The 14,119-nt window shown below is 68.1% G+C and carries 10 protein-coding genes and 1 pseudogene; 5 read left to right on the top strand and 6 right to left on the bottom strand.

Going from position 1 to position 14,119, the window contains the following annotated elements; genetic code table 11:
• Together ABZV91_RS20880 and ABZV91_RS20875 are read left to right on the top strand one after the other, a co-directional pair.
• A partial coding sequence (locus tag ABZV91_RS20880; RefSeq protein ID WP_355239774.1) for a hypothetical protein occupies positions 1–183 on the top strand: 183 nt, incomplete at its 5' end.
• A gap of 601 nt (positions 184–784) precedes the next feature.
• Positions 785–1,270 (top strand): carboxymuconolactone decarboxylase family protein, encoded by a 486-nt coding sequence (locus ABZV91_RS20875; RefSeq protein WP_355244080.1) that lies wholly within the window; start codon positions 785–787, stop codon positions 1,268–1,270.
• Positions 1,271–2,187: 917 nt separating this feature from the next.
• Here ABZV91_RS20875 and ABZV91_RS20870 read toward each other — a convergent pair.
• The 5 genes and pseudogenes from ABZV91_RS20870 to ABZV91_RS20850 form a co-directional block, all read right to left on the bottom strand.
• Positions 2,188–3,370: pseudogene (locus ABZV91_RS20870) on the bottom strand (transposase).
• Positions 3,371–5,255: 1,885 nt separating this feature from the next.
• A complete protein-coding gene (locus ABZV91_RS20865) occupies positions 5,256–5,789 on the bottom strand; it encodes a DUF3145 domain-containing protein (RefSeq protein ID WP_355244077.1) in 534 nt (177 codons plus the stop codon).
• Positions 5,790–5,884: 95 nt separating this feature from the next.
• Entirely contained in the window at positions 5,885–6,715 is an 831-nt protein-coding gene (locus ABZV91_RS20860) for a serine hydrolase domain-containing protein (RefSeq protein WP_355244074.1), read from the bottom strand.
• Between the two features lie 297 nt (positions 6,716–7,012).
• A complete protein-coding gene (locus tag ABZV91_RS20855; RefSeq protein WP_039823507.1) occupies positions 7,013–8,143 on the bottom strand; it encodes an NDMA-dependent alcohol dehydrogenase in 1,131 nt (376 codons plus the stop codon).
• Positions 8,144–8,447: 304 nt separating this feature from the next.
• On the bottom strand, positions 8,448–9,512 hold the full coding sequence (locus tag ABZV91_RS20850) for a phosphotransferase family protein (protein WP_355244070.1): 1,065 nt from the start codon (positions 9,510–9,512) through the stop codon (positions 8,448–8,450).
• 79 nt (positions 9,513–9,591) lie between these two features.
• Here ABZV91_RS20850 and pabB point away from each other — a divergent pair, with 79 nt between their 5' ends.
• Together pabB and ABZV91_RS20840 are read left to right on the top strand one after the other, a co-directional pair.
• Positions 9,592–11,064: an aminodeoxychorismate synthase component I gene (gene pabB / locus ABZV91_RS20845; RefSeq protein WP_355244067.1), complete on the top strand. Its 1,473-nt coding sequence runs from the start codon at positions 9,592–9,594 to the stop codon at positions 11,062–11,064.
• Positions 11,065–11,143: 79 nt separating this feature from the next.
• Positions 11,144–11,533: a hypothetical protein gene (locus ABZV91_RS20840; RefSeq protein ID WP_355244064.1), complete on the top strand. Its 390-nt coding sequence runs from the start codon at positions 11,144–11,146 to the stop codon at positions 11,531–11,533.
• A gap of 5 nt (positions 11,534–11,538) precedes the next feature.
• Here ABZV91_RS20840 and ABZV91_RS20835 read toward each other — a convergent pair whose 3' ends face one another.
• Positions 11,539–12,024, bottom strand: a complete 486-nt coding sequence (locus tag ABZV91_RS20835) for a hypothetical protein (protein ID WP_355244061.1) — start codon at positions 12,022–12,024, stop codon at positions 11,539–11,541.
• On the opposite strand from ABZV91_RS20835, the gene ABZV91_RS20830 reads away from it, so the two are divergent.
• Positions 12,023–14,116 (top strand): TerD family protein, encoded by a 2,094-nt coding sequence (locus tag ABZV91_RS20830; protein WP_355244058.1) that lies wholly within the window; start codon positions 12,023–12,025, stop codon positions 14,114–14,116. The genes ABZV91_RS20835 and ABZV91_RS20830 overlap by 2 nt on opposite strands.
• The last annotated feature ends 3 nt before the right edge of the window (positions 14,117–14,119 follow it).

Raw genomic sequence — 14,119 nt, 5'->3', positions numbered from 1 at the left:
GAATTTATCTCGCTCACCCTCGGCGAAATCCGCCGTCTTCTGGCACACATAATCACCTACCGCCCAGACCACACCGCTATCTGGCAGTGGTCAACCTGGCGGCGCCGGCACCAATACCGGGCCAGAAAAGCCCACTACCAGCGCCGACACCGATTACATAACCAAGTGCGGCTGGAGTACTAGATCGGCTGATCCGCCTCGGGAGCGTGCCCACGGCATTCGGCACAGTCGCCGGCGCCCGGGCGAAACCGTTGGCGGGCCCGAGAGCGGCCCCGAACGCTGTATGCCGGAACCACAGGGGCGCCGGACACGGGGTATAGCGGTTCAGCGGCGCAGGGCGGTCTCGTGCCGCCGATGCGACAACTTCTGAGGATTGCGCACCGCGTAGAGCCAGTGATCGATCCGTTGTCGATGCGTACCGCCAGCACGGTGTCGATCTGTCCATCGACCGCAGGCTCAATACCGGGTGCCCGTTGACCTGCGCCGGCTGTATCGATCTGGCGGCGAGGTTGGCCAGTCCGGCGGTCAGTACAGCGACCGCGGTAGCGCCTACGACGGGCGCGGGCGCGGCTTGCGCGTCGCCGTCGCCGAGGAATACGACGTCGGGTACGAGGAGGTCGAGCAAGTGTTGCACGTGTTCCACCCACCAGACGCCGTGCTCCGTCGTTCTGTGACACCGAACTGTTATGACTCACACCACACTGCGTGGCTGTTACGCCGACAAGAGCGCCGCCGTCTTGTGGTCGTTCAAATTCGATTCATTACTGCGAGTGAGGATCACCTGATGGAACCCCGTTTCGACCTGAACGCGAACACCCTCGGCGCCGAGATCGGCAAGCGGTTCGCCAACACCAGCATGGCGATCATGCAGTCGGGTCTGCCGAAGTCACTGATGGAGCTCCTGGAGCTACGCGCCAGCCAGATCAACGGGTGTGGTTACTGCGTCGACGCCCACGCCAAGGAACTGGCGGTGGTCGGCGAACCCGCGGTCCGGGTCAACCTGGTGGCCGCCTGGCGCGAATCCACTGTGTTCACCGAAGCCGAGCGGGCAGCGCTGGCGCTGGCCGAGGAGGGCACCCGCCTGGCCGATGCGCATCACGGCGTGTCCGATCAGACCTGGGCCCTGGTGCGCAAGCACTACGACGACGATCAGATCGCCGCCCTGGTCTACCTGGTCGCCATGATCAACGCGGCCAACCGGTTGCTGGTGATCACCGAGACCAAGGGCGGCTCCTACCAGCCCGGCACATTCGACGCCGTCGAAGTCTGAACGCCGGGTCGATCCCGATCCCGCCCAGCGATCATCCGCTCCTGGGCCGGATCGGGATTCGGCCGGCAGTTGCTTCTCCGGGCTGCAGGTGAAGCCTCTGTCGCAATTTCCTATGCGCCGGTTCCCTCGAGTCCGGAGGTATCGGCGACCAGCAGCACGGCCGACTCCTGCTGCCATGACTGTCGCTACTGCGGGCGACCCGATTGCCGCAGCAACGTCGGGTTCCGGCGTCCGAGTCGGTGTGCCACCGAGGTCGCGGCTCAACGCCGCAACGAACCAGATCCATGAACTCGATCGGATCATCCGTGGTGATCGACTGCACCGAGTGGTGGCCGATCATCTTCGGCCTGTCGAGTCGTGGGCTGGGGCCACACGATCGTCGCCACAAGCACCGCCAGCGGTAGACCGACCGCGACAACGAACCCCAGCGTGACCACGGCCTACCACCGATCCACATCGACTACAGGCCACCGGTAGCCGCGCGGGTGGATCTGCCTCGGCGTGATCAGTGCACACAGGTCCGTGACCGTATGCCGCACCGCGTCAGGGCGACAGACGGTTCACGAGTCAATCCGGTCCGGACTCCTACGGCACGCTACGGGGCAGCTGACCCCGACTACGAACCGCTGCTCTCCAGATAAGTCGACGATTCAAACTGCACCGAGTCGACCTGTTGATCCTCGATGGCCTGGCCCTGCACCGCCCCGAGCCGAGCCAGGCCAACATTGCTGGCACAGAAAAGTTTTGGCAACATGTGGCCGTGACGGTGGTAGTTTGCCCACCTCCGGCAGGATTTGCAGGCAAGGCAGTCACGCCTAGAGTTGCAGTGCATTTACGTGTCCAACGGCAACGCGAAGATTCCGGTCAAGTCCTTGGAGGTGGTGTATCGGGGCGGTCACCGCTGATCCGGGTGTTGGTCAGGCGGTGAGTTCTGCGGGGGTGGTGTTCTCCTGTTCGTCGTGGTCGGTGGTGGTGGCTCGGGTGCGGGCCAGGACGTCGAGGCCGAGGTAGCGGCGTCCTTCGATCCATTCATCGTGTTGTTCGGCCAGGACAGCGCCGACGAGGCGGATGATCGAGCCGCGGTCGGGGAAGATCCCGACGACGTCGGTGCGGCGCCGGATTTCTTTGTTCAACCGTTCCTGGGGATTGTTCGACCAGATCTGGCGCCAGATCTGTTTCGGGAACGCGGTGAACGACAGCAGGTCCGCCCGTGCCGTATCGAGGTGGGCAGCGACCTTCGGCAGTTTTCTCCGACAGGGCGTCGAGCATCCGGTCGTATTGGGCGGCAACCGATATCGGGTCGGCTTGGTCGAACACTGAATGCAGCAGGGTCCGCACCCAGGGCCATGATGTTTTCGGGCAGACCGACATCAGGTTGACCGTGTAATGGGTCCTGCATCGCTGCCGGGCCGCGCCGGGCAGGGTGGCGCCGATAGCGGCGACCAGATCGCGGAAGAACGCGAGCCGGCCGGCGCCGTCTTCGCCGGAGGTGACCTGCAGGCCGAGGGTCTCGCGGTAGCCATCGGCGTTGACGCCGGTCGCGACCAGAGCGTGAACGTTGACCACACGCCCGTTCTCGCGCACTTTCAATACCCGGGCATCAGCGGCGACGAAGGTGTAAGGCCCTTGATCGAGTGGCCGGGTGCGGAACGCTTCGACCTGGGCATCCAGGCCGGCAGCCATCACCGATACCTGCGATTTCGACAGACTCGTGACGCCGGAGGATTCGACGAGTTTCTCCCTCCGCCGGGTTGACACACCGAGTAGATAGCAGGTCGCGACCACCGAGGTCAGGGCCCGTTCAGCGCGTTTGCGGCGTTCGAGCAGCCAGTCGGGGAAATAGCTGCGCTGGCGGAGTTTCGGGATCGCGACATCGAGGGTGCCGACACGGGTGTCGAAGTCGCGGTGGCGGTAGCCGTTGCGGGAATTGACGCGGTCGTCGCTGCGCTGTCCGTAGTCAGCGCCGCAGACGGCGTCGGCCTCGGCGCTCATCATCGTCTGGATGAACGAAGCGAGCATCTGACGGAGCAGATCCGGGCTCGCGGCGGCGAGTTGCTCGGCGAACGGGGTACTCGGGTCGATACGCTGGACAGAGGTCATCGCGTGGTCTTCTTCCTTCTGAATGACTTGGTAGGTCTTCTGAAGGATCACGCGGTGACCACCCTCTTTCCGGTTAGGACACGCTCAGACTCGGTCTGGCATCCGGGTCGTCACCATCCTGCTGGACTCAACCGACCAGTGATTCGACCGATTCGATATTTCGGACTGTGGATTACAGTTCGATATTCGGTACCCGGCCGGGTTGCTGAAAGTGTACGGGGGTGCTTTGGAAACGGGGTCCTTGCGAACCGCGCACCGAGATGGTCTGTGTGGCGGTCGAGCCGGAGGGTTCTGGGGCATGTACGAATCGAAGGCCCACACAACGGCCCGAAGATAATGGAATCGCGTCTGAAAGCCATTGCGCAGACGAGAATGTGGGCGGCTTCGGTGCGGCCCGCATACCCACCGATCAGACCTGAACGCGAGAGTTGTCCGGCACCATCGAACGAGGTGCCGGGTCTCGGAAGATACAAGACAAGGGAGTCCGGAATTGAGACGGAAAGTATTTTTGGCTGCGCCTGCGCGACGCGCCTCGACACGCACCGCGGCCTCGGCGATACTGACCTTTCTGTCGATGACTGTTCTGGCGACCCCTGCTCTCGCCACTCCGTTGATACTCGACCCGGCCGAGCGGATCGAAACTGCCGAGCAGCGGCCCAGTAAACCAGGCTCTCCGAAGCCGACCCGGCCGAAACCGGCACCACCGAAAACCGACCGGCCGAAACCGGCTCCTGCCAAGCCCGACCGGCCGACACCAGCACCACCGAGAACCGAACGCCACTACCACTACCACGACTACGACCCGCTGCCGTCGAATCCTCCACCATGTGACGGAATATGGTTCGGCAGCGGCTGTATCCGAGTCAGCTGATCAGCGGCCGGAAGTGGACCCGCGCGGGCGGCGCGGCCCGATCCGGGGCCAGGACGACCCCGGGGAAAGCCTCCGACAACGCGGCACCCGGGTTCAGTCGCCGCCCGGCGAAACTGCGTCCCGGCACAAGGAGGACTTCGCCGGCCGGCCCACCTACGAAAGGTACGCGCTGATCAGCAGGCGTTGTGCGCCGAAACAGGCACGTTGCGCGCCTACGGAGTCCAGCAGGGCACCCAGTTCACGCACGACCACCCGGCACTGCGTGGCTCGTCCGGGCGGCGCCAGCTGCCTGGATCGGCGGCCGAGGCGGCGTCCGACGGGGGCTTAGCATCTGCCGCCGGAGAACCGATCGGCGGACGGCCGCCGGTGGAAGTCGACCATGGTGAGGGCCTGCCCGGTGGCAGCAACAACCGAGGCGGAACCATCGGCGGCACGGGAAACGGTCGCCCAATGGCCCCGGCGCCCACCTGAATGGGCCAGGTCCGCTGACGTCTCCCCGGCGGGCCGGTCGGCGGACGGTGGGCGCGATCATGATCCAACCGGATTCGTCTGTTCCGGTGTGGATTCAGACCGATCCGGCGGAACGGCCAGGTTCACAGATCGGCCCACAGTCGGCGCGGCGGGGCCCGGTCATCCGGCATAACCTACGGCGCGGACCGGTGTATCTCATCCCGTCGGCTCCCGTTCGGCCGGTTCGGCATCGGCTCGGGCCAGAACGCCGGACGAATCAGATCGGCACCGAGAAGTGTTCGCACCCTGCGGTTCCCGGCGGTGCCTCGCTCATGTTCGTGGACGGGCGAAAGCAGGCCAGCTGTACGAAAGGTGAGCGATACCCTGTAATGCGCCAGAGGTACGGTGCCGCCGATCCACAAAAGTGGCCGGAGCCGGGGGAGACAGCAAAGAAAGGCCTCCACGAAAACCCGAACCGGCGCGGCAGCGCCCGACCGATATAGACCAGGCGCTCTCCGGGGCCGCCGATCGGTCGGGCACGCAGTCCGACCACGGTATGCACGTTCAGCCGACGTCGCGACGCAACCAGGTAACCTCCGCGCCCTCGCTGCCGGTTCGATAGACTTCGAGGTCCTCGTCCCAGGCCGTGCCCAGGGCCCGATCGAGTTCGGTGGCCAGATCGAATCCGGGCTGCAGGCCCAGTTCCCGGTCGGCCTGCAACAGGACCCGCAGGCGCATCTCGCCCACCATCACATCCCCGTTGGCGCTGGTGGAGCCGTGCCACAGACCCAGCGACGGCACGAAACTGTAGCGTTCCCCGTCGACCCCTTCGCTGGGATCCTCGGTCACCTCGAACCGCAGGACCGGCCACGAACGCAGCGACTGCGCGATACGGGACGCGGTGCCGGCCGGACCCACCCATTCGGTCGTCGCCCGGAGTTGCCCGGGGGCGGCGGGCTGCGCCGTCCAACGCAGCGAGGCGGGGACACCGAGAGCGGCCGCGAGCGCCCATTCGATATGCGGGCACAGCGCGGCGGGCGACGAGTGGATGTACACCACACCCGCCGTCGTCTCCGCGTATCGGGACGATCCGCGCACCTGTACACCTCCGGTTTCGACGATGCTCGTCTTCCCCAACGGGTCCGTCGAAAAGGCGTTGCCCGAGTGTACTCGAGTGCCCGGTGTTACACGTGTTACTTCACTGCCGTGTTGCGCGCGAGTGTTGCCTCCGCGATGACCGAATCACTGAACGGAGGCCATACTTCGCGCGACCAGTCGCCGAAATTCTCGTCACTCGAGGCCACACACGCCACGCCGGGGCGCGGATCCACCCACAGGAACGTCCCGGACTGCCCGAAATGACCGAAGGTCTCGGGCGAGTTGGCCGACCCGGTCCAGTGCGGCGCTTTCCCGTCCTTGATCTCGAAGCCCAGGCCCCAATCATTGGGCCGCTGCGAGCCGAAGCCCGGCAGGACACCGTCGCTGCCCGGAAACTGGACGCTGGTGGCCTCCGCGAGGGTCTGCGCCGAGATCAGGCGCGGTTCGAGAAGTTCGGCGGCGAAACGCAACAGGTCGGCGAGAGTGGAGCTCGCGCCGTGCCCGGCCGAGCCCGTCAATTCCGAATCGACCATGCCCAGCGGCTCGAAGACGCCCTGCCGCAGATACTCCGGGAAAGGGATGCCGGTGTGCTCGGTGACCGCGTCGGCCAGCAGTTCGAAACCGGCGCTCGAATAGATCCGTTTGGCACCGGGCCGGGCCAGGATATCGGTGGTGTCGAAGGCCACGCCGGAGGTGTGGGCCAGCAGATGCCGGACGGTCGCACCGGGCGGCCCGGCGGGCTGATCGAGCTCGATGGCCCCCTCTTCCACGGCGACCAGCGCCGCGTAGGCGACCAGGGGTTTGGTGACCGACGCCAAGCGGTAGACCCGGTCCGTTTCCCCGGCCGACCAGCGTCCGTCCCGGGTGACCACACCCGCCGCGGCATGCCTGACCGGCCATTCCTGGATCTGCTCGAGTGCGCGCACACCCCGAGGTTACGAGACCGAACCGGGGCCGCGGAACCCGGCCGAGCAGTTACCGGAGAACGGTGGAATGCCGCCACACGCCGACGGTCGGCCCGGGTAACGCAAATACGCTGCGAGGGAGCAGATCACCAGGTCGTACGTGTCGGTGGGCCGCACGGATCGGTTCGTCCCCCGGCGGCCGTGGCGGCGGCCGGGGGGTACATCAGGTGCGGCGATCAGAGCGACGCAGCGGGCGAGCACCCGGGTGGGCCGGTGAGGGGTCGGCCCACCCGGGAGCGCCCGGGTCCGCCCGCCGATTCAGCGGTCGGCGTCGGTGTACTTGATGATGCCGCGGATGTTCTTGCCGTCCAGCATGTCCTTGTACCCCTGGTTCACGTCCTCCAGCGAGTAGCTGCGGGTGACCATATCGTCCAGGTTCAGCTGGCCGGCCTTGTACATGGACAGCAGGCGCGGGATGTCCTGGCGGGCGTTGCCACCACCGAAGATGCAGCCCTTGACCGTCTTCTGGAGCATGCAGAGCAGGAAGTTGTTCATCTTCACGTCGGCGGCGTCCATCCGGCCCATGGAGGTGACGACCAGGGTGCCCGCCTTCGCGGTGAGGATCAGGCCCTCTTCGATGTATTCGCCCTGCATCTCGCCCATGGTGAGGATGACCTTGTCGGCCATCCGGCCCTCGGTGGCCTCCATCAGCGGCATGATCGCCTCGGCCATGCTGGCGTAGGTGTGGGTGGCGCCGAATTTCTTGGCCTGCTCCAGCTTCCACGGGTTCGGGTCGATGGCGACGACCTTCTGCGCCCCGGAGAGCACCGCGCCCTGCAGCGCGCTCATCCCGACGCCGCCGATGCCGACGATGGCCGCGGTATCGCCGGGCATCACATTGGCGACATGGGTGGAGGAGCCGAATCCGGTGGGCACACCGCAACCGACCAGGCAGGCGACCTCGAACGGGATCTCGGGGTCGATCTTGACCACCGAGCTGTAGTGCACCGTCATGTACGGCGAGAAGGTGCCGAGCAGGCACATCGGGATGACATCCTTGCCACGGGCCTGGATGCGGTAGCTGCCGTCGCTGATGGACTGCCCGGACAGCAGACCCATCCCGAGATCACACAGGGCCATGTTCCCCGATACGCACGCCGGACAGCGGCCGCAGGCGGGGATGAACGACAGCACCACGTGATCGCCGACGGCGAGGTCGGGCGGGGTGCCGGGGCCCAGTTTGGTGATGACGCCCGCGCCTTCGTGGCCACCCATGGCCGGGAACGACGGCATCGGGGTGGCTCCGGTGACCATATGGTGGTCCGAATGGCACATTCCGGCGGTTTCCAGCTGGATCTGCACCTCACCGGCGCGGGGGTCACCGAGTTCGATTTCCTCGACCGACCACGGTTCGTCGATCCCCCACAGGATCGCGCCCTTCGTCTTCATTCGTGTCCGACCTCTCGCATGCGCGGGCTTTCATGTGACGGCTTCCACACTACGATACGAACTGGAACACGTTCTAGTGGTTTGGCGAAGATTTTCCGAAGAGAACTGGTCGGCCGACCATGACACGGCGGCCGACGAGGGGAACCCACCGCCGGCCGCCCGCCGAGCAACTTCCGAATCGTCCGCTTCCACCGCCGATACCCTCGAGGTGGCGCCTACGGACGAGCGCGCCGCGATACCGCCCGACTCGGACCGAGGGAGGCGCCCACCCGCTCTCGGCGCGTCGAATTAATGAAACCTGTTCTCACTCCATCAGTCCGCGCGCCCGCGCGAAGAGTTCGAGCGTATTCGCGTGCAGGAACTCACCGACCCGCTTCGGCGCCTTGCCCGCGAAGGACCGCGCGTAGGTGCCCTCGAGCACGATGCCGAGTTTGAAGCAGGCCAGCACCGTGTACCAGGTGACCGCGCTCAGATCACGCTCGGAGTATTCGCCGTAGTGCTCGATCATCTCCGCACTCGTCGGCAGCGCGCCCGCCTCGCCGAGCCTGCCGATCAGCGCCGCGCCCGAGGTGCCCGGTTCGGGCCGGGTCGCGATCTGCCAGCCGAGGTCCAGCAGCGGATCGCCGATGGTCGACATCTCCCAGTCGACCAGGGCCGCGACCTCGGGCCGCTCATAGGAGAACATGATGTTCGCCAGATGGCAGTCGCCGTGCAGGATCCCGGGGGTCCATTCGGCCGGGCGGTGGCGTTCCAGCCAGTCCGCCACCGCCTCCACGCCCGGGATCCGCGGGCCGGGATAGCCCTCGTTCGCCGAGTACGATTCCAGTTCGTGGGTCCAGCGGCCGACCTGCCGCTCCAGGAATCCCTCCGGTTTGCCGTAGTCGTCCAGGCCCAGCGCCCGGTAGTCCAGCGCGCCCAGCCGGGCGATGGCCTCCACCGCCGACAGGCCCATCTGCCGGCGGGCCTCCGCGTCCTCGGCGAAGCGGGCGGGCAGCTCGGTCTGCGGGTTGAAACCCTCGATCGGCTCCATCAGATAGAAGACCGCACCCAGCACCGATTCGTCGGGTTCGGCGGCGATCACCCGCGGGGCGCGGACGTCGGTATCGGCCAGGGCGCCCAGCAGTCGCGCCTCCCGGCGGATGACCTCGTTGCTCTTCGCCCGCAGATGCGCCGGGCCGCGGCGCAGCACATAGTCGCGCCCGCCCCGGGTGAACCGCAGCATGATGTTCTGGGTGCCGCCGCCGAGCGCCTTCACCTCCCGGAACTCACCGCCGGTGAGCCCTCGCTCGTCCATCCAGTTCCCGACCACGGTGAAGTCGACGTGCTCGGGATCCACGCCTTCCGGCTGCGCAACAGACATGCCTGACATTGTGCCCCACCCGCCCGGACAAACTGCGGGCAACCGACAACAGTTCGATACCCGCGCACGGCGTAGGGTTCGGTCCACGATGTCTTTCTCCGTGACCCTCCAGCACCACGTACTCGAGCGGGCCGTCGATACCGAGGCGGCCTTCCTGCGGTTGTACGGCACCTCGACGACCGCGTTCTGGCTCGACAGCGAGCACGTGGAACGGGGATCGGCCCGCTTCTCGTTCCTCGGCGACGCCGCCGGCCCGCTGGCCGAGGTGATCGGCTACCGGGTGGGCAGCGGGACCGTCACCGTCCGCACCGCCGACGGCGGGGTCCGCGAGGAGCCGGGCACCATCCTCGACCATCTGGCCGAGGCGCTGCGGACACGGCCGGTCCCGCTGCCCGAGGACTTCCCGTTCGATTTCGCGGGAGGTTATGTGGGATATCTGGGATACGAGGTCAAGGCCGATTGCGGCGGGTCCGCGGCGCACCGCGCACCGGCGCCCGACGCCCAGTGGATCTTCGCCGACCGGGTGGTGGTCGTCGACCATCTCGCCGGGCGCACGTATCTGCTGGCACTGGCCGGCGGCTCCGGCGCCGCCGCGGCGCAGATCTGGCTGCGCGCCACCGCGGCGGTCCTGGACACGCTGCCGACCTGGTCGAATCCGCCACTGATCGACACCGAACGCGACACCACCGGCCTCGGGGAACACCTGGTCCGCGGCCGGGCGCGTTACCTGCGCGATATCGCCGACTGCCGGGCCGCGCTGCGGGCCGGCGAATCGTACGAGATCACGCTGACCGACCAGCTCGTCTTTCCCGCCACCTCCGGCGGACTCGACGCCTACCGTACGCTGCGCCGGGCCAACCCGGCCCCCTATTCGGCCTACCTGCGGTTCGGCGATCTGGAGATCGCCTGCTCCTCCCCCGAACGCTTCCTGAAGATCGACCGGGACCGGGCGGTCGAGACGAAACCGATCAAGGGCACGGCCCGCCGCGACCCCGACCCGCGCGTGGACGAACAGCTGCGCCGCGCGCTGACCGAGGACCCGAAGACCCGGGCGGAGAACGTGATGATCGTGGACCTGCTGCGCAACGATCTGGGACGGGTCTGCGAGATCGGCAGTGTGCGCGTACGCGACCTGCTGGTCACCGAGACCTACTCGACCCTGCACCAGCTGGTCTCGACCGTGCGCGGCACCCTGCGCACCGATACCGGGGTCGTCGACTGCCTGCGGGCCTGCTTCCCCGGGGGTTCCATGACCGGGGCGCCCAAGATCCGCACCATGCAGATCATCGACGCCCTGGAAACCCGGGCACGAGGGGTGTATTCGGGCACGATCGGGTTCCTGGGGCTGGACGGTACGGCCGACCTCAATATCGTCATCCGCACCGCGGTGCGCTACGCCGGGGCCTGGCAGATCGGGGCCGGCGGAGCCATCGTGCTCGACTCGACGGCCGAGGCGGAATACGAAGAGATGCTGCTCAAGGCCGCGGCGGTGTACCGGGCCACCGCCACCGCGCCGGACGGCGCCACCGCGCCGGCCACCGAGGTCACCGCGGCCGGGTGAGCACCGCGGCCGGGCCAGAAGTATTGCGGGCCATCGGAAACGAGCGGCCCAATCCCGCGAACAGCGCGACAATGGAGCGATGGCACAGCTCTGGGTGAGAACACATGGTGGGGACTGGCTTCGCGCCGACCAGATCATCGAGATCGGCACGGAATCGGTGCGGGAGCGCGGCCCACACGACGGTCCGGGCGCCGTCGATGTCGTGGCCCGGCTGGCGGTGACGACCGGCAGCGGGCAATGGGACTACGACCGGGGCAGCGGGGCCTTCGAGCCGAGTGTCCGGGTGCTGGGTCGCTATCCCAGCGAGGAGACCGCCGACCGGATCGCCGACCAGCTGGTGCTGATCCTGCTCAGCGCGAACAAGAACGCGCAGATCACCTTCGACGACGCCGAGGTACAGGTGCGCCCCGTCCACGATCGCACCACCCACGACGCCCCCTACAACGGCCGGGCACTCGACTCGGCCTGAGACGCTCAGGACCGGCGCCGCGGCCGCTTCTTCGGTTCGGGTTCCGCTTCGGCAGATTCGGCCGCGGTGAGACCGGCCATCCGGCCGAGCCGACCGACCCCGGGCAACCGGGCCAGCGCACCGAACAGATCCTCACCCAGCGCGATCATCGCCTCCAGCCGCGGCAGCAGCCGGTCGTAGGCCGCGAACGCGGGGTCGGCGAGCGCCAGGGTGCGGTCGAGCCGGTCGATCGTGGCATTGAGCCGGTCGATGGCACTGGACAGGTTCTCCAGCACATCGGGCAGTTGCGCCGCGAGCTGCGCCGACGCCGGCGGCAGCCGTACCGCGGCGTCGAAGGCCTGACCGGCGGTCAGCTGAGCGGCCTCCAGGGCCTGACCGGCCGCGGTCTGCGCCGCGTCCACCGCGGACTGGGCGGCGGCCAGCACATCGGCGGGCGTGGGGACCCGCCGGGCGCCCGGCCTCTTCTCCCCCGGCTGCCCCGGATCGGTCATGCCACAACTGTGCCGCATCGATCCCGAAAACCGCTACGACCTGCACGCCTGCGGGCGTGTCGGCATCGCATGGCATAGTTCGACGACGATGGAACTGAGCAAGGGCGCCAATACGCCGATACCGACATCGCTTCTGGCCGTGGTGATTTCCTGGCGGTCGGACCATACGGTGGACGCGCACGCCTTGCTGCTGGGCAGCGACGGCGCGGTGCGCGGCGACCGGGATCTGGTCTTCTACAACGCACCCCGCCACATCTCCCAGGCCGTCACCCTCGATCAGGACCCCGATCCGGGCACGGCGCGGCTGAGCGTTTCGCTACCGCGCACCGAGGCCGAGATCGACCGCATCGTGGTGTCGGGCTCACTCGAGGAAGCGACCTTCACCGACCTCGGCGAAATCACGCTCACCGTATTCGCGGTCGACGGCCCGGTCGCGGTGTTCACCGTCGCCGATGCGGACTCGGTGTCGGCCATGATGTTCGGCGAGTTCTACCGCCGGGACGACGGCTGGCGGTTCCGCGCCGTCGGCCAGGGCTGGGCCGCCGGGATGGCGGGCCTGATCACGGAGTTCGGTATCCAGATCGACGAGGGGCCCGCGGCGCGGCAGGCCGCCGTGCCGCCGACCCGCGCCGAGGCTCCGGCCCGGGCGGCCACCGAGGAACCCACGGAGCACCTGCGGCCGGCCGCGGGCCCCGCCGGGGATCGGAGTACCGCGGTCCTCGACCGCCCCGCCGATCCCGGGCGCCGCCGCACCGGAAGCGCGGCCGAAGGCCCACCCCGTGCCGCTGATCGGGCGGATTCCCACCGCGGTCCGGACCGGGCGCCCGCCGCCGCGAACGGCGCCCGCGGCGCCTCGCCCGGAGCACATCCGGGCAACGCCCACTACCGCCTCGACGAGGCCCCGCCCGCCGCGGCGCCCGCCGCGCCCTGGGACCGCTTCGCCGAGCCGCGCCCCACCCGGCAGCTCCCCGGCACGGTGACACTGCGCCGGCTCGCCACCACCGAGCCGGTACACCTACCCCCGCCCCCCGACCCCGCCCGCGCCGACTGGTACCGCGACCCCGAGGATCCGGTGCGACTGCGCTGGTGGGACGGGGAACGCTGGACGACCGACCGGCGTCCGGCGGTACGCCCGCACGCCCACGACTGCGATCGCTGCGGCGCGCGCCTGCGGCGCCGGGTGTTCGGCGGCCATCACCCGTGCTCGTCCTGCGCCGCGGAGACCGAGGAGTTCCTCATCCACTGGCACACCCGGGCGGCCCGGGTGCTCGCCTCCGCCGGGCCGCGCGGCCCGGAATGGGAGGCGCTGTGGGCTTCCCTGCGCTACCAGCGCATCGATGCGGCCAGGGCGCGTACCGCACTGCAACCCGCGGCCCTGCAGTACGTGGAGCGCCGGGTCGCCTTCGCGTTCGCCGACGGGCAGATCACCGCCGCGGAATACGACGACGTCGAATCCGCCGTCACCGAGCTCGGCCTGAGCGGTCCCCTGATCGATGAACTGCGGTCGCGGATGGGACGCGGCCGTGCACTGTCACGACTGCGGGAGGGCGATCTGCCGGCGATCGCCACGCCGGGTCTGCATCTGGACGCCGAGGAACTGGTCTACCTCGATATCGAGGCGACCCATATCCGGAAGCTGGCCCGCGGCCCCAAGCACACCGACGGCCGATTGATCGTGAGCACCAAGAAGCTGCGTTTCGTGGGCACGGGCGCGGGCGTCGAGCTGCCGTGGTCACGGATCGTCTCGGTGACCGCCGAATACGACGCCGTGGTGGTCGCGGCGACATCGGCGCGCGGCGGCGCCACCTTCGCCGTCGCCGATCCGGACTATCTCGCGGCCGCGCTGGAGGGCGCGCTGCGCATTGCGAAACGACTGGTCCTGGCCCCGGGCCAACGGGATTCACGCAGTATCCCGCAGGAGGTGAAAGCGGAGGTGTGGCAGCGCGACGGCGGACGCTGCGTGGAATGCGGGGACAGCCACTATCTGGAATTCGATCACGTGATCCCGCTCAGCCGCGGCGGCGCCACCAGCGCGGCCAACCTGCAGATCCTGTGCCGCGGCTGCAATCGTGCCAAAGGGGCCAATATCTGATCG

Source organism: Nocardia sp. NPDC004568, assembly GCF_040609955.1.
Lineage (GTDB): Bacteria > Actinomycetota > Actinomycetes > Mycobacteriales > Mycobacteriaceae > Nocardia.
The sequence above is the reverse complement of the archived record's forward strand: the minus strand, read 5'-3'. Positions and strand labels throughout refer to the sequence as shown.

Excerpts from the sequence above, each read along its gene's own strand:
- ABZV91_RS20850 (WP_355244070.1), bottom strand. The coding sequence starts at position 9,512 with ATGTCAGGCATGTCTGTTGCGCAGCCGGAAGGCGTGGATCCCGAGCAC.
- ABZV91_RS20855 (WP_039823507.1), bottom strand. The coding sequence starts at position 8,143 with ATGAAGACGAAGGGCGCGATCCTGTGGGGGATCGACGAACCGTGGTCG.
- ABZV91_RS20830 (WP_355244058.1), top strand. The coding sequence starts at position 12,023 with ATGCCACAACTGTGCCGCATCGATCCCGAAAACCGCTACGACCTGCAC.
- ABZV91_RS20835 (WP_355244061.1), bottom strand. The coding sequence starts at position 12,024 with ATGACCGATCCGGGGCAGCCGGGGGAGAAGAGGCCGGGCGCCCGGCGG.
- ABZV91_RS20840 (WP_355244064.1), top strand. The coding sequence starts at position 11,144 with ATGGCACAGCTCTGGGTGAGAACACATGGTGGGGACTGGCTTCGCGCC.
- pabB (WP_355244067.1), top strand. The coding sequence starts at position 9,592 with ATGTCTTTCTCCGTGACCCTCCAGCACCACGTACTCGAGCGGGCCGTC.
- ABZV91_RS20875 (WP_355244080.1), top strand. The coding sequence starts at position 785 with ATGGAACCCCGTTTCGACCTGAACGCGAACACCCTCGGCGCCGAGATC.